16 protein-coding genes are annotated in these 20,013 nt (G+C 59.7%); 11 read left to right on the top strand and 5 right to left on the bottom strand.

All coding sequences use genetic code 11. The features are described from left to right. The 7 genes from AC1D2P_RS25740 to AC1D2P_RS25710 form a co-directional block, all read left to right on the top strand. Positions 1–584: right-handed parallel beta-helix repeat-containing protein (locus AC1D2P_RS25740; RefSeq protein ID WP_477811653.1), on the top strand; the 584-nt coding region annotated here is incomplete at its 5' end. Positions 585–594: 10 nt separating this feature from the next. Then, entirely contained in the window at positions 595–2,043 is a 1,449-nt protein-coding gene (locus AC1D2P_RS25735) for an alginate O-acetyltransferase (RefSeq protein ID WP_109786069.1), read from the top strand. 8 nt (positions 2,044–2,051) lie between these two features. Beyond that, positions 2,052–3,176, top strand: coding sequence for a mannuronate-specific alginate lyase (locus AC1D2P_RS25730; protein ID WP_109786070.1), 1,125 nt, complete (start codon positions 2,052–2,054; stop codon positions 3,174–3,176). Between the two features lie 210 nt (positions 3,177–3,386). Further along, positions 3,387–4,952 carry an MBOAT family O-acyltransferase gene (locus tag AC1D2P_RS25725; protein WP_477757745.1) on the top strand — a complete coding sequence of 522 codons (1,566 nt, stop codon included), beginning with the start codon at positions 3,387–3,389 and terminating at the stop codon, positions 4,950–4,952. An 11-nt stretch (positions 4,953–4,963) separates the two neighbouring features. Beyond that, positions 4,964–6,283 (top strand): alginate O-acetyltransferase, encoded by a 1,320-nt coding sequence (locus AC1D2P_RS25720; RefSeq protein ID WP_477811652.1) that lies wholly within the window; start codon positions 4,964–4,966, stop codon positions 6,281–6,283. 16 nt (positions 6,284–6,299) lie between these two features. Continuing rightward, a complete protein-coding gene (locus AC1D2P_RS25715; RefSeq protein ID WP_477757744.1) occupies positions 6,300–6,956 on the top strand; it encodes an alginate O-acetyltransferase AlgF in 657 nt (218 codons plus the stop codon). A gap of 255 nt (positions 6,957–7,211) precedes the next feature. Further along, positions 7,212–8,663, top strand: a complete 1,452-nt coding sequence (locus AC1D2P_RS25710; RefSeq protein ID WP_109786073.1) for a mannose-1-phosphate guanylyltransferase/mannose-6-phosphate isomerase — start codon at positions 7,212–7,214, stop codon at positions 8,661–8,663. Positions 8,664–8,736: 73 nt separating this feature from the next. Here the strand turns inward: AC1D2P_RS25710 and AC1D2P_RS25705 are convergent, their stop codons facing one another. Further along, positions 8,737–11,487 (bottom strand): RHS repeat domain-containing protein, encoded by a 2,751-nt coding sequence (locus tag AC1D2P_RS25705; RefSeq protein ID WP_477757743.1) that lies wholly within the window; start codon positions 11,485–11,487, stop codon positions 8,737–8,739. Positions 11,488–11,653: 166 nt separating this feature from the next. On the opposite strand from AC1D2P_RS25705, the gene AC1D2P_RS25700 reads away from it, so the two are divergent. The 4 genes from AC1D2P_RS25700 (at position 11,654) to AC1D2P_RS25685 (ending at position 14,992) form a co-directional block, all read left to right on the top strand. Next, positions 11,654–12,118: a multidrug transporter gene (locus AC1D2P_RS25700; protein ID WP_223523772.1), complete on the top strand. Its 465-nt coding sequence runs from the start codon at positions 11,654–11,656 to the stop codon at positions 12,116–12,118. A gap of 32 nt (positions 12,119–12,150) precedes the next feature. Next, the gene (locus AC1D2P_RS25695) at positions 12,151–12,975 is read left to right on the top strand and encodes an SDR family oxidoreductase (RefSeq protein ID WP_223523770.1); all 825 of its coding nucleotides are present in this window, start codon (positions 12,151–12,153) and stop codon (positions 12,973–12,975) included. Positions 12,976–13,120: 145 nt separating this feature from the next. Next, positions 13,121–13,519, top strand: a complete 399-nt coding sequence (locus AC1D2P_RS25690; RefSeq protein ID WP_477757742.1) for a DUF4440 domain-containing protein — start codon at positions 13,121–13,123, stop codon at positions 13,517–13,519. A gap of 174 nt (positions 13,520–13,693) precedes the next feature. Further along, positions 13,694–14,992 (top strand): hypothetical protein, encoded by a 1,299-nt coding sequence (locus AC1D2P_RS25685; RefSeq protein WP_109786078.1) that lies wholly within the window; start codon positions 13,694–13,696, stop codon positions 14,990–14,992. Positions 14,993–15,011: 19 nt separating this feature from the next. On the opposite strand, the gene AC1D2P_RS25680 is transcribed toward AC1D2P_RS25685, so the two are convergent. The 4 genes from AC1D2P_RS25680 to AC1D2P_RS25665 form a co-directional block, all read right to left on the bottom strand. After that, positions 15,012–15,878, bottom strand: coding sequence for an efflux RND transporter periplasmic adaptor subunit (locus tag AC1D2P_RS25680; RefSeq protein WP_109786079.1), 867 nt, complete (start codon positions 15,876–15,878; stop codon positions 15,012–15,014). A 25-nt stretch (positions 15,879–15,903) separates the two neighbouring features. Continuing rightward, complete coding sequence (locus AC1D2P_RS25675; protein ID WP_008153498.1) at positions 15,904–16,104, bottom strand: DUF1656 domain-containing protein; 201 nt, start codon at positions 16,102–16,104, stop codon at positions 15,904–15,906. Continuing rightward, complete coding sequence (locus AC1D2P_RS25670; protein WP_109786080.1) at positions 16,094–18,286, bottom strand: FUSC family protein; 2,193 nt, start codon at positions 18,284–18,286, stop codon at positions 16,094–16,096. Before AC1D2P_RS25670 ends, AC1D2P_RS25675 begins: the two co-directional genes overlap by 11 nt. Before the next feature lie 139 nt (positions 18,287–18,425). Next, complete coding sequence (locus tag AC1D2P_RS25665; protein ID WP_477811651.1) at positions 18,426–19,937, bottom strand: efflux transporter outer membrane subunit; 1,512 nt, start codon at positions 19,935–19,937, stop codon at positions 18,426–18,428. Between the last annotated feature and the right edge of the window lie 76 nt (positions 19,938–20,013).

Here is a 20,013-nt window from a genome sequence, read left to right as displayed (position 1 = left end):
TTTCCCGTGAGGTCAACGACAGCTTCATTTTCAACAACCGCAGCTACGACAACCACCTCTCGGGGCTGGTGATCGACCGTAACAGCGTGAATAACCTGATTGCCTACAACGAGATCTACAAGAACCACACCGACGGCATCACCCTCTACGAGAGTGCCGACAACCTGATCTACGGCAACAAGGTAATCAGTAACAAACGCCACGGCATCCGCATTCGTAACAGCGTGAACATTCGCCTCTACGAAAACCTGTCCATGGCCAACGGCCTGACCGGCGTCTACGGCCACATCAAAGACCTGAGCGACACCGATCGGGACATCAAGCTCGACCCGTTCGACGCCCAGGTGTCCTTGATCGTGGTCGGCGGTGAACTGGCCGGCAACGGCAGCGGCCCGCTGTCCATCGACTCGCCGTTGAGCGTCGAGTTGTATCGCGTGTCCATGCTCTCTCCGACCAAAGCCAGCGGCATCAGCTTCAGCGGCATTCTCGGCGAGCGTCAGGATGAAATTCTCGACCTGCTGGTGCGCCAGCAGAAAGCCGTGCTGATCGACCCTGTCGAACGCCAGACCGAAATGCGGGACTGAGGATTATTTTATGCACCCACACTTGATCAAATTACTCAGCCTGTCGGCCTTGACCGCCGGCATTCTCGCGGCCAGCCATGGTGTTCGCGCGGATGAAATCCAGGCTCCAAAGTTCAGCGCCGAACCGTGCTGCAACCTGTGCCCCGAAGCGCACGACGCGAAGAACTACACCACGCGCTATCAGCAGAACTTCACCACGCTGGTGCAGGCCCAGGGCGACTGGCTGTTCCGGACGCAGGAAGACTTGCGCACCGAATTCGACACCACTCCCGCCGGCTACAAACGCATGAAAGAGCTGCACGATGCGTTCAAGAGCAAAGGCGTGGAGCTCGTTGTTGTTTATCAACCCACTCGTGGCCTGGTGAATCGCAACAAGCTCAACCCGCAAGAAAAGGCCCAGTACGATTTCGACAAGGCGCTGAAGAACTACAAGGGCATGCTCGGTCGTTTCGCCGCCATGGGTTACGTGGTGCCGGACCTCTCGCCGCTGACCAACGAATCGCTGCCCGACACCTTGCCGGCCCACGATTTCTACTTCCGCGGCGACCAGCACTGGACACCGTATGGCGCCCAGCGCACGGCGAAAATCGTCGCCGAAAAGGTCAAGCAGATTCCGGCCTTCGCCGGCATTCCCAAGCGTGAATTCGAGACCCACAGGTCGGGTCGCATGGGCAAGACCGGAACGTTGCACAACATGGCCGGTCAACTTTGTGGCACCAGCTACGCGATCCAGTACATGGATCAGTTCACCACCGAGCCCAAGGGCGAAGCCGCCGACGGCGACCTGTTCAGTGATGCCGGCAACCCGGAAATCACCCTGGTCGGCACCAGTCACAGTGGCAAGAACTACAACTTCGCCGGTTTCCTCGAAGAGGCCATCGGCGCCGACATCCTCAACGTGGCGTTCCCCGGCGGTGGCCTGGAAGGTTCGATGCTGCAATACCTGGGCAGCGAAGAGTTCCAGACCAAGCCGCCGAAAATCCTGATCTGGGAATTCTCGCCGCTCTATCGCCTCGACCAGGAAACCATCTACCGCCAGATGATGGCGCTGCTGGACAACGGTTGCGAAGGCAAGGATGCACAGATGTCCGGCAGCGCCACGCTGAAACCGGGCAAGAACGAATTGATGGTCAACAGCAACAACCTGAACCTGCAAAACAGCAGCCACCAGGTCGACATCCGCTTCGCCGATCCATCGGTGAAAACCCTGCACGCCACCCTCTGGTACATGAACGGTCGCCACGAGGACATCAAGATCGATAAACCGGAAACCTCCGACACCGACGGGCGTTTCGCCTTTGAGTTGCGCACGGACGAAGACTGGGCCTCGCAGAACTTGCTGGCCGTTGAAGTCCAAGGCCCTGAAGCCGGTGCCGCACCACAAAAAGTCGAAGCGAAAATCTGCAAACGCAACGTGTTCCCGAGTGCCGAGCAGCGTACTGCTTCGGTCGGGCAATGAGGTCTGCTATGCGAAATCCGAAATTGAAGAATCTGTTGGCACCGACGCTGTTGAGCCTGGCGATGTTCGCCGGTGCCACCCAAGCCGCCGCGCCCCTGCGTCCGCCCCAGGGTTACTTCGCGCCGATTGAAAAAGTCAAAACCGGCGACAGCAGCGAAGGGTGTGATGCGATGCCGACGCCGTACACCGGCTCACTGCAATTTCGCAGCAAGTACGAAGGCTCGGACAAGGCCCGCGCGACCCTGAACGAGCAATCGGAAAAGGCCTTCCGTGACAGCACCGCCGACATCACCAAAATCGAACGCGGCACCAGCAAGCGTGTGATGCAGTTCATGCGTGACGGTCGCCCGGAACAACTGGAATGCACACTCAACTGGCTCACCGCCTGGGCCAAGGCCGATGCCTTGATGTCCAAGGACTTCAACCACACCGGCAAGTCCATGCGCAAATGGGCGCTGGGCAGCATGGCGTCGTCGTACATTCGCCTGAAGTTCTCCGACTCGCATCCGCTGGCCAACCATCAGCAAGAGTCGCAGTTGATCGAAGCCTGGTTCAGCAAAATGGCCGATCAGGTGGTCAGCGACTGGGACAACCTGCCGCTCGAACAAACCAACAACCACTCGTACTGGGCGGCCTGGTCGGTGATGGCAACGTCCGTCGCCACCAACCGTCGCGACCTGTTCGATTGGGCGGTCAAGGAATACAAGGTCGGCGCCAATCAGGTCGACGCCCAAGGCTTCCTGCCGAATGAACTCAAGCGTCAGCAACGCGCCCTCGCCTACCACAACTATGCCCTGCCGCCACTGGCGATGATCGCCAGTTTCGCTCAGGTCAACGGTGTGGACTTGCGCCAGGAAAACAACGGCGCACTGAAACGCCTGGGTGATCAAGTGCTGGCCGGGGTGAAAGACCCGGACATCTTCGAGAAGAAGAACGGCAAGGAACAGGACATGACCGATCTGAAGATCGACTCGAAATTCGCCTGGCTTGAACCGTTCTGCACGCTCTACACCTGCGCGCCGGATGCGCTGAAGAAGAAGCACGGGATGCAGCCGTTCAAGTCCTTCCGCCTCGGCGGCGACCTGACCAAGGTCTACGACCCGGCCAATGAAAAAGGCAACAAGGGTTCTTAGCGGCAAACACAAAAAGCCTGTAGGAGCCGAGCTTGCTCGCGATGACTGAGTGTCAGTCGACATCGATGTTGAATGTCAGACCGCTATCGCGAGCAAGCTCGGCTCCTACAGGGTGCAAGGCATGAATTGAGTGTAATGCCCCCGGATTTTCGTGGGGGGTTTGGGGGGGCCGTTGGCCCTTGACTGTTGATTAAACATGGAGAGATCAGGATGGTATTTTCATCCAATGTGTTCCTGTTTCTGTTCTTGCCGATCTTTCTCGGCTTGTACTACTTGAGCGGAATACGCTATCGCAACCTGCTGCTGCTGATCGCCAGTTACGTGTTCTATGCCTGGTGGCGCGTGGACTTCCTGGCGCTGTTCGCCGCCGTCACGCTGTGGAATTACTGGATCGGCCTGAAAGTCGGTGCCGCCGGCGTGCGCACCAAACCGGCCCAACGCTGGCTGCTGCTCGGCGTGGCCGTCGACCTGTGCATCCTTGGCTACTTCAAGTACGCCAACTTCGGCGTCGACAGCATCAACGCGATGATGACGTCGGTCGGTCTGTCGCCGTTCATCCTGACCCACGTGCTGCTGCCGATCGGGATCTCGTTCTACATTTTCGAGTCCATCAGCTACATCATCGACGTCTACCGTGGCGACACCCCGGCGACCCGCAATCTGATCGACTTCGCGGCGTTCGTGGCGATCTTCCCGCACCTGATTGCCGGCCCGGTATTGCGCTTTCGTGACCTCGCCGACCAATTCAACAACCGCACCCACACCCTGGACAAGTTCTCCGAGGGCTGCACGCGGTTCATGCAGGGTTTCATCAAGAAAGTCTTCATCGCCGACACCCTCGCGGTGGTGGCCGACCATTGCTTCGCCTTGCAAAACCCGACCACGGGCGATGCCTGGCTCGGGGCGCTGGCCTACACCGCGCAACTGTATTTCGACTTCTCGGGCTACAGCGACATGGCCATCGGCCTGGGCTTGATGATGGGTTTCCGCTTCATGGAAAACTTCAAGCAGCCGTACATCAGCCAGTCGATCACCGAGTTCTGGCGGCGCTGGCACATCAGCCTGTCCACCTGGCTGCGTGACTACCTGTACATCACGCTGGGCGGTAATCGCAAAGGCACGTTGATGACCTATCGCAACCTGTTCCTGACCATGCTGCTCGGTGGTCTGTGGCACGGCGCGAACATCACCTACATCGTCTGGGGTGCGTGGCACGGCATGTGGCTGGCGATTGAAAAAGCCCTGGGCCTGAACACTTCGCCGCGCAGCATCAACCCGATTCGCTGGGCCCTGACTTTCCTGCTGGTGGTGATGGGCTGGGTGATCTTCCGCGCGGAGAACCTGCACGTTGCCGGCCGTATGTACGGCGCGATGTTCAGCTTCGGTGAATGGTCGCTGTCGGAACTCAACCAGGCCAGCCTCACCGGCCTGCAAGTGGCAACCCTGGTGGTGGCTTACGTGACGCTGGCGTTCTTCGGCATCCGTGATTTCTACACCAACCGTCCGCCGGAGAAGACCAAGCCTGCCGTCAACGTCGAGACCGATGGTCCTGCCGCTGCGACCCCTGGAATGATCAAAGCCGTACCGGGCGACAACCCGGCCAGCATCCATCAACCGGGTTACACCGTCGGCGTCGAAGCCACCGTGCAACCGGCCTACTGGACCGCTGACTGGTCGCGTTATGTGATGCGCGCCCTGGTGCTGCTGCTGTTCATCGCTTCGATTTTCAAACTCTCGGCGCAAAGCTTCTCGCCGTTCCTTTACTTCCAGTTCTGAGGGATCTGATCATGACCCGCTCATTACGCATCTTCTACATCGCCCTGTTCCTGTTGACCCTGTTGGTCTTGGGCCTGTGGTCCACGCGCAGCTTCTTCGGTTTCAGCACCAGTGCCGACACCACGGTGCTCAACGGCCGCTGGACCAAAGCCGTGGAGACGCACTACGACGACGAGTTTCCGATCAAGCGCCTGGGCACCAACCTCTGGGCCGCGCTAGATTTCAAACTGTTCAACGAAGGTCGTCCGGGCGTCGTGCTCGGTCGCGATCAGTGGCTCTACAGCGATGAAGAGTTCCACCCGGTCGTCAACGAAGAGCTGAACCTGCAAGGCAACTACGCGCTGGTCGAAGGCGTGCGCCAGACCCTCAAGGCCAAAGGCGTGCAACTGGTGATGGCGGTGGTGCCGGCCAAGGTGCGCTTGTACCCGGAACACGTGGGTGAGGTGAAACCGGCCAGCATCCACGCCAACCTCTACAAGGATTTCCACCAGCGCCTGGCCGCCGACCGGATTCCTGCGCCGGACCTGCTCGGCCCGCTGCAACAGGCAAAACAGAACGGTCAGCAAGTGTTCTTGCGCACCGACACCCACTGGACCCCGGAAGGCGCCGAGATCGCCGCCAACCGTCTGGCCAGGACCATTGCCGACAAATACCCGCTAAGCGGCGAGCCGCAAAACTTCGTCACCCAAGCGGCAGAGAACATCACGCACAAGGGTGACTTGCGCCTGTTCCTGCCACTGGACCCGCTGTTCGAAAACCTGATGCCGGCACCGGAGCCTTTGCAAAAGCGCAACACCGTGGCCGCTGAAGATCAACCGGCCGGTGACGACGCCCTGTTCGCCAACACCGAAGTGCCGGTGGCCCTGATCGGCACCAGCTACAGCGCCAACCCGAACTGGAACTTCGTCGGTGCGCTGAAACAAGCGCTGCACAGCGACGTGGTCAATTACGCCGAAGACGGTCACGGCCCGATTCTGCCGATGCTCAGCTACCTGAAAAGCGATGCTTTCAAGAACAGCCCGCCACAGGTGCTGATCTGGGAGTTTCCTGAACGCTATCTGCCTGTGAACAACGAAATCGGTGACGCCGACCCGCAGTGGGTCGCAGAGCTCAAAGAAGCCGGCGCTCGAACCGGGCTGGGTGGAAGCGTCGCGAGCGAAGGCAAGACAAGGCAAAAACAGGCGAGGACGCGGAGTTTACGGGCTGTAAATGAGCAGTCCGAGCCTGTTTTTAACGCCGGATTGCCGAGCGCAGCAGCTTCCACCCAGTCCGGCCAACAAAACGTAGCTGCAAACACTACATCCGAGACGCCCGACCGGGCGCAAAACTGAAAGAGAGAGGTACACCATGACTTTCACTACGACTACTCCTCGCCGTCTCGCCAAGACCTTTGCTCTCGTCGCTGGCATGAGCGTGCTGTCCATGTCCGCCTTCGCCGGCGACGCCGCGCTTTACGGTCCGACTGCACCGAAAGGTTCGACCTTCGTGCGTATCTACAACGCCAGCAACGCTGAAGTCAGCGCCACGGTTGGCAGCACCAGCCTGAGCGACGTTGCGCCGCTGGCCAGCACCGACTTCAGCTTCATGCCGGGCGGCGATTACAGCGCCAAGGTCGGCAGCCAGACCCTGCCGGTGAAACTGGCCGGTGATCACTATTACACCCTGGTCAACAACGCCGCCGGCGCGCCGCAGTTGATCGAAGAACCGCCGTTCAAGAACAAGCAGAAGTCCCTGGTGCGTCTGCAGAACCTGAGCGACAAGTCCCTGACCCTGAAGACCGCCGACGGCAAGACTGACGTGGTGCCAAGCGTGGCCGCCAAGGGCCGTGGCGAGCGTGAAATCAACCCGGTGAAAGTCAGCCTGGCGCTGTTTGAAGGCGACAAGAAAGTTGGCGACGTCAAACCGGTTGCCCTGGAACGCGGTGAAGCCGCCGTGCTGTACGTCACCGGCACCGGCAGCAGCCTGTCGCCAGTCTGGGTAAAACGCCCCGTCTCGACGCGCTAACACATTCATCAGGACGGAGATCCCCCTGTAGCAGCTGGCGAAGCCTGCGTCCGACTGCGCAGCAGTCGCAATCCAGACAACTCGGTTTTTCTGAATGACCGCGTTGAACGGATTGCGACGGCTGCGCCGCCGAACGCAGCCTCGCAGGCTCGGCAGCTGCTACATCGGTGAAACGGCCTGGTTACGGAATAAAAACAAGAGTGAAACGACAGAACGTTCGTAGCTCTAACCAATCGATTTTAAAGGAGTAACAACATGATTCCGGTGATCTTGTCAGGTGGTAGCGGCTCACGTCTTTGGCCGCTTTCGCGTAAACAGTTTCCCAAGCAATTCCTCGCCCTGACCGGCGAACACACGCTGTTCCAGCAAACCCTGGAACGCCTGGTGTTCGAAGGCATGGACACGCCGATTGTGGTCTGCAACAAAGACCACCGCTTCATCGTCAACGAACAGTTGGCCAACCGCAAACTGGAAACCCAGCGCATCCTGATGGAGCCCTTCGGTCGCAACACAGCGCCGGCCGTGGCCCTGACCGCGATGATGCTGGTCAATGAAGGTCGCGACGAGTTGATGCTGGTGCTGCCGGCCGACCACGTACTGGAAGACCAGAAAGCCTTGCAACGCGCCCTGGCCCTGGCCACCGTCGCGGCTGAAAACGGTGAAATGGTGCTCTTCGGCGTGCCGGCCACCAAGCCGGAAACCGGCTACGGCTACATCAAATCCACCAACGATTCGCTGTTGCCGGAAGGCGTGAGCCGCGTCTCGCACTTCGTCGAAAAACCCGATGTGAAACGCGCCACCGAGTTCGTCGAGTCCGGCGGTTACTTCTGGAACAGCGGCATGTTCCTGTTCCGTGCCAGCCGCTTCCTCGAAGAACTGAAGAAGCACGATCCGGACATCTACGACACCTGCCTGCTGACCCTCGAACGCAGCCAGCAGGACGCCGACTCCATCACCTTCGACGAAGCCACTTTCGCCTGCTGCCCGGACAATTCCATCGACTACTCGGTGATGGAAAAAACCCAGCGCGCCTGCGTGGTGCCGTTGACCGCTGGCTGGAGCGATGTCGGTTGCTGGTCGTCGCTGTGGGAAGTGAATGAAAAGGACGCCAACGGCAACGTCACCAAAGGCGACGTGGTCATTCAGGACAGCAAAAACTGCATGATCCACGGCAATGGCAAACTGGTGTCGGTGATCGGCCTGGAAAACATCGTGGTGGTCGAAACCAAGGACGCCATGATGATTGCGCACAAGGACTCGGTCCAAGGCGTGAAACAGATGGTCAACACCCTCAACGAGCAGGGCCGCAGCGAAACCCAGAACCACTGCGAAGTCTATCGTCCGTGGGGTTCCTACGACTCGGTGGACATGGGCGGTCGCTTCCAGGTCAAGCACATTTCGGTCAAGCCGGGCGCCTGCCTGTCGCTGCAAATGCACCACCACCGTGCGGAACACTGGATCGTGGTCAGCGGCACCGCTGAAGTGACCTGCGACGAAAACGTGTTCCTGCTGTGCGAGAACCAGTCGACTTACATCCCGATTGCCTCGGTCCACCGTTTGCGCAACCCGGGCAAGATTCCACTCGAGATCATCGAAGTGCAATCGGGCAGCTATTTGGGTGAAGACGATATCGAGCGCTTTGAGGATATCTACGGTCGATCGACACCGGTCGAGCGCGGCGTGTCGGTGAAAACCATCGCGCAGTAAGCGTTCAGCAAAATAAAAGCCCCCGTCCAGCCCGCTGCGTTCCCTATCCGCAGCGGGTTGGGCGGGGGCTTTTTTATTTGGATCGGCTTCTTTTGCGCACGCGTGTTGCCGGTGCGACGGCTGGCTCTGGGGTATCAAATCCTGCGGCCAGCAGACGCATTGCCAATGGGCTTGGTGAGTTCGATGGCGGCTCCACTGAACCAGTAAAAGGCGATTGGGCAGTCGTCAAAGCAGGCATCGTCGATGACCTGGCAATAACCGTTGGCGGACCTTCAACGGTTGATGCCTGAAAGCTGCTCAGCTGTCTGTACTGCATTTGTGTCTGGGCTTCCGACACTTCCATATACCGTCCCACAGTCTGCACCATGGTCCCCAATGCACTCAGTGCCGGGCGTCGAGAGAACGACGCCAGTTTCCCCACGCCCTTCAGACCTTTAGCCACGGCATCGCGTCGATCCGCCAGAACCTGCGGATCCTCGACCGGACTGTTGAAGGCGACCGACATCGGGCCCATGACGCGGCTTGTTGTTTGCTCTCCCACTACAGTGTTCATCACCCCCGAAATGAGCTCCCCAGAGTGATACAGCACCGCCCCGGAGGGTGCCGCCGTCTGGGTCCTTGCCGCGGCAATGACATGAGCTTGATGGGTGTTGGTGAACGCTATGTTGCCGCCTTCACCCAACTGCGCGAGGGCTATCGGAATCTGCTGGCGATAAGCCAGAGTCGATGGGTCCTGGCTGTCCGCAAAATAATTGCGGATGGGTTGCATGCCAGACGCTTGAAGTGGGTAAACGACGCCCTCGTTGGCAAGATCGTGATAAACACCATCCTTTGGTTTTTGATCAGGTGTGGGCACTAGACCATCGACATCCTTATAGAACAACGGATTGTTGCGCATCGCCCGGTATCGACTCAGCCCATCGATGTTTCCCCCAGGATCCGGATTGATCCATCGTTGCAACCAGGCGGCGTAATACCTGTACCCGTAGTAATCGAGCCCTGTAGCATCACGCTCCTTGCCCGAATACCGAACGGTTTTGTAGTCAGCGTCAATCGCATTCCCGCCCGCAAACCAAGCGGTCTCACCAAAGGGATAAAAAATTTCCCGGCTGATGATTTGAGCATCGCCAGACAGTTCCACGGTGCATGAACCCAGATGATCGACCAAGTAGTTCCGATACTGATCGTTGCTGCCGGACGGAGGGTCGCTCTCCCAGTGCAACACCCGAACGGTATTCAGGCCGGCCTGTGCGGCGATGACCTCCAGCCTCTCCCCGGTGCCACTGTCGGTACGCAGTTCCAGCCCCGGTAAGTAGCGCACTTCGGCTATTACGGCTCGAGCGTTGGTCTGCAACGAGCGGATTTTGCGTACCCGCAGGCCACCGCCATCGTAGAGATAGGACTCAACGTCATTGCCTCCGGTATCGCGTTCCACCGGGCTGACCGATTGCAATTGGTTACGCAGATCCCACGTCAAAAAACGCCCTTGATCCAGTTCCAGCAAATTGCCGTTGGCGTCGAAAGCCGCGGCGATTTCTTCCTCGGTCGGCGGTTCGCCGTTGCGCCAGGGTAGGCAACGATTGCTGTACCGGGCGGCTTGCAGATCACGTCCAGGACTTTGCACACCGACATGTGTCAGCTTCAGCAGGTTGCCGCCGTCGTCGTAACTGTAAGTCTGATGGTAGTTGCCGAGCGCGGCCGGATCGTTACGCCCGACGGACTCCGGCCCCTGATTGGGAGCGCCCGCCTCCCAGCCAGTCGCCGCGATCAATTGATACAGACTGTCGTAGGTAAATCGACTGACGGGTTCGATGCGTTGATTGTTGAAGTAACGCACCGGCAACGCCTTGTCTTCGATGCTCAGCACATTGCCCATTCGGTCGTAGGCGTAGAACAGGTGTTGCAGCAGGCCACTGTGATCGCTGTGCGCCCGGCGCTCGATCAAACGTCCGTCTTTAGGAGAATACTTGAGGGTCGTCTGTACGTTGTTACCCGCCACTTCGCGAGTGATCTGTCCTTGAGCGTTGTATTCGATTCCACTCACCAGTGTTTGGCCGGACGGCTTGCCTGCGAGCTTCAAGGCACATTGCCGTAGTCGACCATCAAGGGTGTAGCCAAAGGTCTGACAGTTCTGTCTGGCATCGACTGAGTCCAGCACATTTCCCTGCGGACCGAACCGCCACGTCGAAACAGCGCCATCGCCTGGCTCCAACAATTCATCGCGATCAGCAATCGGCTCTGGCCAATCAGGGGCGACGGCATCCAGAGAGAAGTGTTGAACGTGTCTTGAGCATTGGCCGGTGATCGCAAACGCCTCAAACAATACGGTCCCGCCGGGGCCATCCCGTCGAATCAGTTGCCCGGACAAGTTGCGATCCTGATGCCCCTGACCGGGACGACCATATTCCATGCGCTCGGCACAACGTCGTGGCGCGGTGGCGAGGTGTTCAAACACCGTCACCGGACGCAGCAGTTCGTCGTATTCAACCACGCGTCGTCTGCCGCGACTGTCCCAGCCTTGCAGCACTTCATTGGCCAGTCCGACGAGATTGATCTGCGAGCCGGCATCCACGCTGAGCGTCGATACGGCAACATCGGACAGCGAATACGCCGTCACGAGATTGGCGGGCGCCAGGGGGTCTTGTTCCCGTAATTCCCAAAGCCGGGGGTCCCACTGCATGATCGCGTGCCCGGCGGCATTGTAGAGCGTGCGGTTGATGCGTGCCTGAGTCGGCTCGCCTTCAACCTCGCGCCAATAATCAATGGAAAGGATCGGCAGCTTTCGCGGGTCGACGACCGACACGGTGGGAGTTTTATAGTGCATGCCGGCGTGCCCCTGTGAGCCAGTGGTGAGCTAATCGCTTGTGGCGCGAGCCGGCTACTGTCAGAAATTACAGTTCCGACCAATGGCAACAGCGCTTGATCCACGAATGTCCATTCGCGCAGCCCTTCGGTAGGATGGAGGCCATGAGTTCAAGGAGCGTACACACATGTTCATCGGCGTCCTGCTGGTCATCACCTGGCTGATCCTGCTGCTGCGCTACCCGTCCAAGGCGTTTCCAGTGTCCGTGGCAGCCGCCGTCGGTTTGGGCCTGGTGGCCATGTGGGTGATCTGGCTGGACAACCGCGAGATCAAGCAACTGGCGCGACTGGAATTGCGCATCGCCTACGCGCCAGAGCAGTGCCCGGCGGATCGTCCGTTGCAGCTGAAAATGAACAACGGCAACGACGTGCCGCTGACCGAATTGCGCTGGCGCATCGCGGCGTATGCACCGGGTGACACGGTCAATCTGGCTGACAATCAATACGAAGCCCCCCGTTATCGCGGCCCCGGCGAACTGCAAGCCGGCGCCAACTGGGAAGACTGTTTGCCACTGCCGCCGCTGCGTCCTGGCTACCGCCCGCAAACCCTGGAGTTTCGCGCCGAGCGATTGCAGGGTAGTTTCTCCGATTAATCCCCTTCTTCTTTTTGCACAAGGACCGCGCCATGCCCGTTGCGTTGATTACCGGTTGCTCCAGCGGCATTGGCCGCGCCCTCGCCGACGTGTTCAAAAACGCCGGCTACAAAGTCTGGGCCAGCGCCCGCAAGGCTGAAGACGTCGCGGCCCTGGCCGCCGCCGGTTTTACCGCCGTGCAGCTGGACGTCAACGACGGCGCGGCACTCGAACAGCTGAGCGAGCGCATCAACCAGCAACATGGCGGCCTCGATGTACTGATCAACAACGCCGGTTTCGGCGCGATGGGGCCGCTGCTCGACGGCGGTGTGCCGGCGATGCAGCGCCAGTTCGAAACCAATGTGTTTGCCATCGTCGGTGTCACCCGCGCACTGTTCCCGGTGTTGCGTCGCGCCAAGGGCCTGGTGGTGAACATCGGCAGCGTTTCAGGAATCCTGGTCACGCCGTTCGCGGGCGCCTACTGTGCTTCGAAAGCCGCCGTTCATGCGTTGAGCGATGCGCTGCGCATGGAATTGGCGCCGTTCGGTGTGCGCGTGATGGAGGTCCAGCCGGGCGCCATCGAATCCAGCTTCGCCAAAAATGCCGGCCACGAGGCGGAACAGTTAATCACCGAACAATCGCCGTGGTTTCCATTGCGCGAAGGCATTCGCGCACGGGCCAAGGCATCGCAGGACAATCCAACACCGGCCAGGGCGTTTGCCGAAGGGGTGCTCAAGGCTGTTCAGCAGAGCAAACCACCACGCTTGATTCGCCTGGGCAATGGCAGCCGGGCGTTGCCGTTGCTGGCGGGGTTGCTGCCCAAGGGCTTGCTGGAAGCGGGATTGATGAAGCGGTTTGGGTTGCGCGGGCAACTCTGAGACCGAGTCGACACCATCGCGGGCAAGCCCGCTCCTACAGGGATCTTGGGTGTGAATGCTATTTATGCCACCCAACAGAACCTTGTAGGAGTGAGCCTGCTCGCGATGGCGTCAGAACTAACACAGAAAAAATTCAGGAAACATGATGACCGATTACACCGACTACTTCGACGAAGTCATCCAGGCCCACATCGCCATCGAACAATGGCTGGCCGAAGAACAAGACCCGACTGCGCTGGAGCACTTGCTGACCCGATTTTCACCACAGTTCTCCATGGTCTCGCCGTTGGGCCGGGTGCTGGATTTCGAGGCATTGAGGGAGTTGTTTCAATTGGCGGGCGGCAAGAAACTCGGGTTCAGGATTCAGCTTAGTGAATTGCGCGGTGTCGCCCTGCATGACGGTGGCGCGACCGTGAGTTATCGCGAGCAGCAGACCGATGCCACCGGGCTGCATTCGGATCGGCGCTCGACGGTGGTGTTTGAGAAACAGGCCGATGGTCGGCTGGTCTGGCGGCATTTGCATGAGACTTTTATCCAAGGCTGAACACATTGCCCGCTCGTCTGAAATCCGCGACTACCTGTTACTTCTGACAGTAGACGCATTGTAGCTCCTCGCACAGGCTGCCGCTTACCGGGAAATGACTGCCTGCACCTCGCAAGCCTTTTCGAGTAACACGCATCTGCCGGTGAACATCACGTTAACCATGCAGAGGTTGTTATGAATCCAAAAAACTCGACACGCCGCGCAGGCGACCTCGACACGACTTTCGGTACTGACGGTGAAGTCTCGCTGAGTATTCTACCGACCTATATTGGTACTGACCGCCTTCTCCAAGGCGTTCTGATCCTCCCGGACAACAAGATCCTGGTAGGCCTGGGAGTGTCAATAAACCCATTGATTGGGTTTGGGGCTCCACCTTCGTACGGACTGGCGCGGCTGTCTCCTGATGGGATACTTGATAAAGATTTTGGTGTTGATGGAGTCATTACCGACAATTTCAGGCCTAAGGAATCCAGCAAGGGTGGCCGGCTGCTGCGCCTTGAGGACGGACGCCTGTTTATGCTCGGTAGCGTCGGTATAAACGAGGGGGGAACGTCAATTCCCCACTTGGCCATGGCCTGTTACACCGAGGACTATAAGCTGGACACGACTTTCGGAGGAGAAGGCACAGGCCATCTCGTTATCGAAAATAGCTCAACCGAAATTTACATGTCCCGCTACGCCAATGTCACCCAGCAAGCAGATGGCAAGCTACTCATCTGCACCGAGTATCATGAATGGGGCAACGCTTACAAAACCACTGGCATACTTTATCGGCTGCATACCAATGGCACACTCGATACAACCTTCAACGGTAACGGCCGCCTGGAGATCAAAGGGCAAGACCCGGACGCAGCCACCGGCCTGAAAGCCTGCCTCGCGCAAGCCGGCGGAAAAATTGTGGTGGTGGGTCATATTTGTTTTCAACCCGGATTAGGAACAGCAGTCATTGCACGCTTCCATAACGACGGCACGCTCGACAAGACTTTTGGCCGTCGAAACTCACCGGGTTACCACACCGTACCCGTAGGCGGTCTCTGGACCCAGTTCAACAACCTGTTGTCCACACCCCGCGGATTTGTCGCCACAGGTAAGGCTGGTGAGGATGAACCCGGTACGGTCAGCCAGGGAATGATGGTCGGCATAACAAAAGAGGGGCTGGAAGACCTCGACTTCAATGATGGCAAACCACTAATTACGAAATATACGTCAGAAACAGAGACCTCCTGGTCCGACGGTTACATGCAACCTGATGGAAAACTGGTGCTCTCGTCAGCGGGACGCCCATTCCTTTCACGCTGGCTGAGCAACGGCAGCCCCGATACCGAGTTCGGAACGGACGGCGCCGTATTGATTAGGGACACGGGTGTCAGATCAGCCTTTGTGGTGAGCCGCCCCGATAGCAAGATTCTTTGGGCAGCAAATGTCGGCGGGATAGGGGGGTCGATAGGCTCGCTGCGCCGTTACCTAGGCTGAATCATTGATGTACCGGTTGCTATAACGGCAGCGGGGATGGCGTGACCACCACCGTGCACGTAATCCCCGCCGCCAACAACACCCCGTCCGGCACTTCATCAATGTGAATCCGCACCGGCACCCGCTGTGCCAGGCGCACCCAGTTGAACGTCGGGTTCACATCGGCAATCAGCTCGCGACTCTCCGGGTTGTCGCGGTCATAGATACCGCGAGAAATACTCTCCACGTGCCCCTTGAGCACTTCACCGCTCATCAACTGCATGTCGGCCTTATCGCCCACGCGAACGTGCGGCAACTTGGTTTCTTCGAAAAAGCCGTACACCCAGAACGAGTTCATATCGACCACGGCCATTTTCGCTTCGCCGATGCGCGCATAGTCGCCGCGATGCACGTTGAGGTTGGTCACGTAGCCGTCCACCGCCGCCCGCACTTCGGTGCGCTTGAGGTTGAGTTCGGCGGCTTCGAGTTGTGCCTGCGCGTGTTGATAATCGGCCAGTGCCGAGTCGGCGATATTGCTGGCGTCGTCGCGGTTTTCCTTGGAGATCACCAGGTTGTCCATGTCGGCGCGGCGATGGGCATTGACCTTGCGCATCTCCCAGGTCGACTTGCGTGAAGCAACCAGCGACTGCGCCTGCTTGACCGCGATGCGATAGTGCTCGGGGTCGATCTGCATCAGCAAATCGCCCTTCTTCACTAACTGGTTGTCGCGCACCGGCACGTCCACCACTTCACCGGTGACGTCGGCGGCGACGTTGATGATGTCGGCGCGCACCCGGCCATCGCGGGTCCAGGGGGTGTTCATGTAGTGCTCCCACAAGGTCCGGCCGATCCATAGCGCGAGGGCTAGCACCAGCAAGGTGGCGAGCAGGCTGAAAAGCTTTTTCATCAGGGCCTTCTTCAGTGATAGAGGGTCAGTGATAGACAGTCAGCGCCAGGGCGCCAAACAGACAGGTAAACAGGCTCAGGCGCAGCAGCGCCGGGTGCCAGAAGAAGCGGTACAGATCGAACCCGGACAAGAATCGGTCCAGCGCCCAGGCCAGTGCCGCAGCAATGAAAAACATCAGGGTCATGGTCGGCATGTACACGCCGTGGAAGGCGATCTCACGAGGCATGTTCAAGTCCTTTGGGCTCGGTTTTCGTGAAGCCCGCGAGCGGTGACTGCGGGTCCAGCAACGACGTACGAATGAAGTGCAGGTAACTCTTCACCCGGCGTAGGGCCGAGGTGTCGAAGTGCGGCGCGAAAGGCTCATCCGTGGCTTGCACGCGACTGATCGCATGGTCGACCGCGATCAGGCTGCGCTCCAGGTTGCTCTGGCTCGGTTGCAAGAACAGCCGCACCAGCGAACGGCCCATCACCCGGATGGCCTGGCGCCACGGCTGCGTTTCGGCATAGGCCGGGTGCACCGGCAGAATCGCCTGTTCCTTGCGCAATTCGATGATCGCGTGCCCCACCTCCAGCACCACGAACATCCAGCGCAACAAGTCGCTTTGGACTTGCGGCTGACCCGCCGCGAGGCCGTAAGCCTGGTGCAGCAAGTCCCGCGTGCGGCTTTCAAAACTCGACGCCAGCCCCTTGAGTTTGCCGCTGATGGCGTACACCACTTGCCCGCGCAAATCCTGCTCCAGCCGACGCCACAACCAGCGGCTGTTAGGCGGCAAAATGATTGCCCCCGCGGCCGCGCACACCAGCATGCCGAGCACCATGGCGATGTAATCGTTGATGAAGGTGTACGGGTTGTAGACCGTGAGGTTGTCCGGCACTGAACCGGTGCTGAAGAAGATCAACAAACCGAGGCCGACACCGGCGTATTGCGGTCGCGACGTGAGGAACGAACCGAGCACGATCACCGGCGCGAGCATCACGCACAGCAACGGGAAACCGTCGATCCACGGGAAGATGAAAAACATCTCGACGAAGCCGATCAACGCCCCGAGCAGCGTCCCGCACGCCATCTGAAACGCCATGCGCTTAGGGTTGGGTGTCGCCGCAGAAAGCCCCACGGTGGCGGCGGCTATCAGGGTCATGGTCGCGCCACTCGGCCAGGCCGTGGCCACCCAGTAACTGCCGAGCACCACCAGAATGAACGCCGCGCGAATCCCCGAAGCGGCGGACGCCATCCAGTTGGTTTGCGGGGTGAACGGCTCATCCCATTGCTCCCGCTCATGGCTATGTTCAGCCAGCGAGGCGTGGGTCTGTGCATAACTGTGCAGGTCATCGACGAAGCGGTAGAGCAACTCGTACGCGGTGTGGAAATCCAGCAACTCGGCGTCGCTCGGCCGGGTCTCCTGAAAGTGCGCACGCAAGTTGCGCACCCGGGCCGGCAAACCCTCTTTGTAAGCGCTCAACTCGGCGACCAGGCGGGCCGCGTCTGCATGGGTCAAGGCCCGGCCACTGAAGCCGTCGAGCACTTCCGCCAAGTCCTGCAACCCCGGTTTGATCGCCGCGACCACGGGGTCGGCACCACTGCTGCGCAAGCGTTCGAGCAACTGATGCAAGGCATTGAACCGGGTGGTGATGCCCATGAACTCGCTGTTCAAGCGATTGAGCCGACCGTTGCGTCGACGCATGTGCGGGTCTTCAAACACGGTGACGCTGCGCAGCCCTTCCAGCCCGACCGCCTCGGCGATGAAGCGCACGTTGCTGGCCTCAAAAGCCTCCCGTTGACTGCGACCGCGCAAGCCATCGGTGACGAACAAGGCGAACACGCCGAAGCGCTGATACAAAGCGTTGCGCATCGCCGCGCTGGCGGTTTGCGGCAGGATGGCGGCGCTGACCAGTGTCGAGCAGAGAATGCCGAGGGATATCTCCAACACTCGCCAGACTGCCGCCATGAAGGCGCCGTCCGGGTGTGCCAAGGCAGGCAAACCGACCATTGCGGCGGTGTACCCGGCGAGGACAAAACCGTAGGCGCGAAAGTTGCGATACCGCGCCGCGCCGGCCGAGCAAATACCCACCCAAATCGCCAGCGAGCCGAGGAACAGCTCAGTGTTCTGCGCGAACAAGGCAATCAGCGCGACCATCACCGCCGACCCGGTCAACGTGCCGAGAAAGCGGTAAAAACTCTTGGCAAACACCTGCCCGCTCTGCGGCTGCATCACGATAAACACCGTGATCATCGCCGTGCGCGGTTGCGGCAATTCCAGACGCATCGCCAGCCACAGCGTCAGGAATGCGGCGAACAGCACCTTGAAAATGTAGACCCAGGTCACGCCATCACTGCGCGCCCAATCAAAGAACCCCCGGCGCCATTCAAGGGAATACAGCCAGCGCAAGGGTGCGGGCAAGGGCGTCATGAAATCCTGCTCAGTGAGATTCGATTAAGACGCAGAACCTGTGGGAGCGAGCTTGCTCGCGATGGCGGAGTGTCAGGCGACACATGCATTGACTGACACGGCCTCATCGCGAGCAAGCTCGCTCCCACAGGGTCCGTGTTCAATTTGTGAGGCTCTGAAGCAGGGCCGGGGTCTTTGGTGCCTGGGTTTGTACGGCGGTTGGCACATCATTGCCCGCCCCCAATCCTCCACCGAGCGCCGTCACCAGTTCTGCATGAGCACTCAACCGCGCCGCCTGAACCTGTTGCTGAACCTGCTGCTGCTTGAACAACAGCGTCTGGGCATTGAGCACGTTGAGGTAATCGGTGAGCCCGCGCTGGTAGGCGATCATCGCGATGTCATAGGTCTTCTGCGCGGTGGCTACCGACTCGGCGGCGAAGGCCTGCTGCTTGTCCATGGACTCGCGGCGGATCAACTGGTCAGAAATGTTTTTCAGCGCATTGACCAGCGTCTGGTTGTACTTGGCCACGGCGATGTCATACCCGGCCGAGGCTTCACCCAACTCCGAACGCAAACGCCCGCCATCGAAAATCGGCAACGAAATCGCCGGGCCGACGCTGTAGTTGAGTTTCTTGCCGGYCAAAAACTCCAGCGCCCCGCCGCCCGTGGCCATGTAGCCGAGGCTGCCAACCAGATCGACGTTGGGATAAAAACCGGCGTGCGCGACATCAATGCCCCGCGCTTGCGCGGCCACTTGCCAGCGACTGGCGACCACATCCGGGCGTTGACCGAGCAATTGCGCGGGCAACGCCGACGGCAATTTCAGCGCCGTGCCCAACGACAATGTCGGCCGCTGCAATTGCGCACCCTCCCCCGGACCGAAGCCAGCCAATGCCGCGAGCTGGTTGCGGCTGAGGGCGATTTCTTCGTCCAGCGCATCAATCTGCCGATGGGTTTCCGGCAGCGGCGTTTGCGCCTGGCTGACTTCGAAATGCGTGCCGATGCCACCGTTCAGGCGCTTTTGCGCCAGGTCGAGAATCTGTTGTTGCTGTTTCAGGGTCGCTTCGACGATGTCGCGCTGCGCGTAATGCAACGACAGCTCGATGTAGGCACGCACGATGTTGTTCTGCAATTCGAGCTGCGCCAGGCGCGCTTCGGCGGCGCTCATGTGCGCCATGTCCACGGCGCGTTCCGTGGCATTGCTTTCGCGACCCCAGAGGTCCAGCGCATAGCTGAAACCCAGGGCGGCGTTGTTATCCCAAGTGGTGGTGTTGGCCAGCTCACCCGGCCCGTAGAACTGATCGGTCGGCCAGTTGTGGCGCTTGAGGGTGGATTCGCCATTGATCTGCAACGACTCGGCGGATTCGGCGATGCCGGCCATGGATTTGGCCTGGCGCACCCGTGCGGCGGCCATGGCCATGGTCGGGCTGCCTTGCACGGCGCGGTCGATCCAGCGGTTCAGTTGCGGGTCGCCATAAGCCTGCCACCATTGTGCGGTGGGCCAGTGCGCGTCTTGTGCGGCGCTCTGGATGGCTGCGTCGGTGGCCAATGAATCGGCCTCCAGTGCCTTGCCCTGCGGGGCGATCCCTGCGGTACCGATGCAGCCACTGATTGCCAGGGTTAAAGCCAAAACACTGAGCGGCTGAAGCGCTCTGCTGATGCGACGCGGCACTGCTGCGATTTCCTGAAATAGGGGAGGTACGAGTTCCTGTAGGAGCCGGGCTTGCCCGCGATGGCATCACCGCGGT

The sequence above is a fragment of the Pseudomonas sp. P1_F1_2 genome (genome assembly GCF_056405815.1).
This window is presented reverse-complemented; position numbering and strand designations above follow the sequence as displayed.

Bases quoted from the DNA above. Each gene is read 5' to 3' on its own strand.
- AC1D2P_RS25725 (WP_477757745.1), top strand. From the start codon at position 3,387: ATGGTATTTTCATCCAATGTGTTCCTGTTTCTGTTCTTGCCGATCTTT.
- AC1D2P_RS25730 (WP_109786070.1), top strand. From the start codon at position 2,052: ATGCGAAATCCGAAATTGAAGAATCTGTTGGCACCGACGCTGTTGAGC.
- AC1D2P_RS25685 (WP_109786078.1), top strand. From the start codon at position 13,694: ATGAATCCAAAAAACTCGACACGCCGCGCAGGCGACCTCGACACGACT.
- AC1D2P_RS25720 (WP_477811652.1), top strand. From the start codon at position 4,964: ATGACCCGCTCATTACGCATCTTCTACATCGCCCTGTTCCTGTTGACC.
- AC1D2P_RS25690 (WP_477757742.1), top strand. From the start codon at position 13,121: ATGACCGATTACACCGACTACTTCGACGAAGTCATCCAGGCCCACATC.
- AC1D2P_RS25675 (WP_008153498.1), bottom strand. From the start codon at position 16,104: ATGCCTCGTGAGATCGCCTTCCACGGCGTGTACATGCCGACCATGACC.
- AC1D2P_RS25710 (WP_109786073.1), top strand. From the start codon at position 7,212: ATGATTCCGGTGATCTTGTCAGGTGGTAGCGGCTCACGTCTTTGGCCG.
- AC1D2P_RS25735 (WP_109786069.1), top strand. From the start codon at position 595: ATGCACCCACACTTGATCAAATTACTCAGCCTGTCGGCCTTGACCGCC.
- AC1D2P_RS25695 (WP_223523770.1), top strand. From the start codon at position 12,151: ATGCCCGTTGCGTTGATTACCGGTTGCTCCAGCGGCATTGGCCGCGCC.
- AC1D2P_RS25715 (WP_477757744.1), top strand. From the start codon at position 6,300: ATGACTTTCACTACGACTACTCCTCGCCGTCTCGCCAAGACCTTTGCT.
- AC1D2P_RS25670 (WP_109786080.1), bottom strand. From the start codon at position 18,286: ATGACGCCCTTGCCCGCACCCTTGCGCTGGCTGTATTCCCTTGAATGG.
- AC1D2P_RS25700 (WP_223523772.1), top strand. From the start codon at position 11,654: ATGTTCATCGGCGTCCTGCTGGTCATCACCTGGCTGATCCTGCTGCTG.
- AC1D2P_RS25705 (WP_477757743.1), bottom strand. From the start codon at position 11,487: ATGCACTATAAAACTCCCACCGTGTCGGTCGTCGACCCGCGAAAGCTG.
- AC1D2P_RS25680 (WP_109786079.1), bottom strand. From the start codon at position 15,878: ATGAAAAAGCTTTTCAGCCTGCTCGCCACCTTGCTGGTGCTAGCCCTC.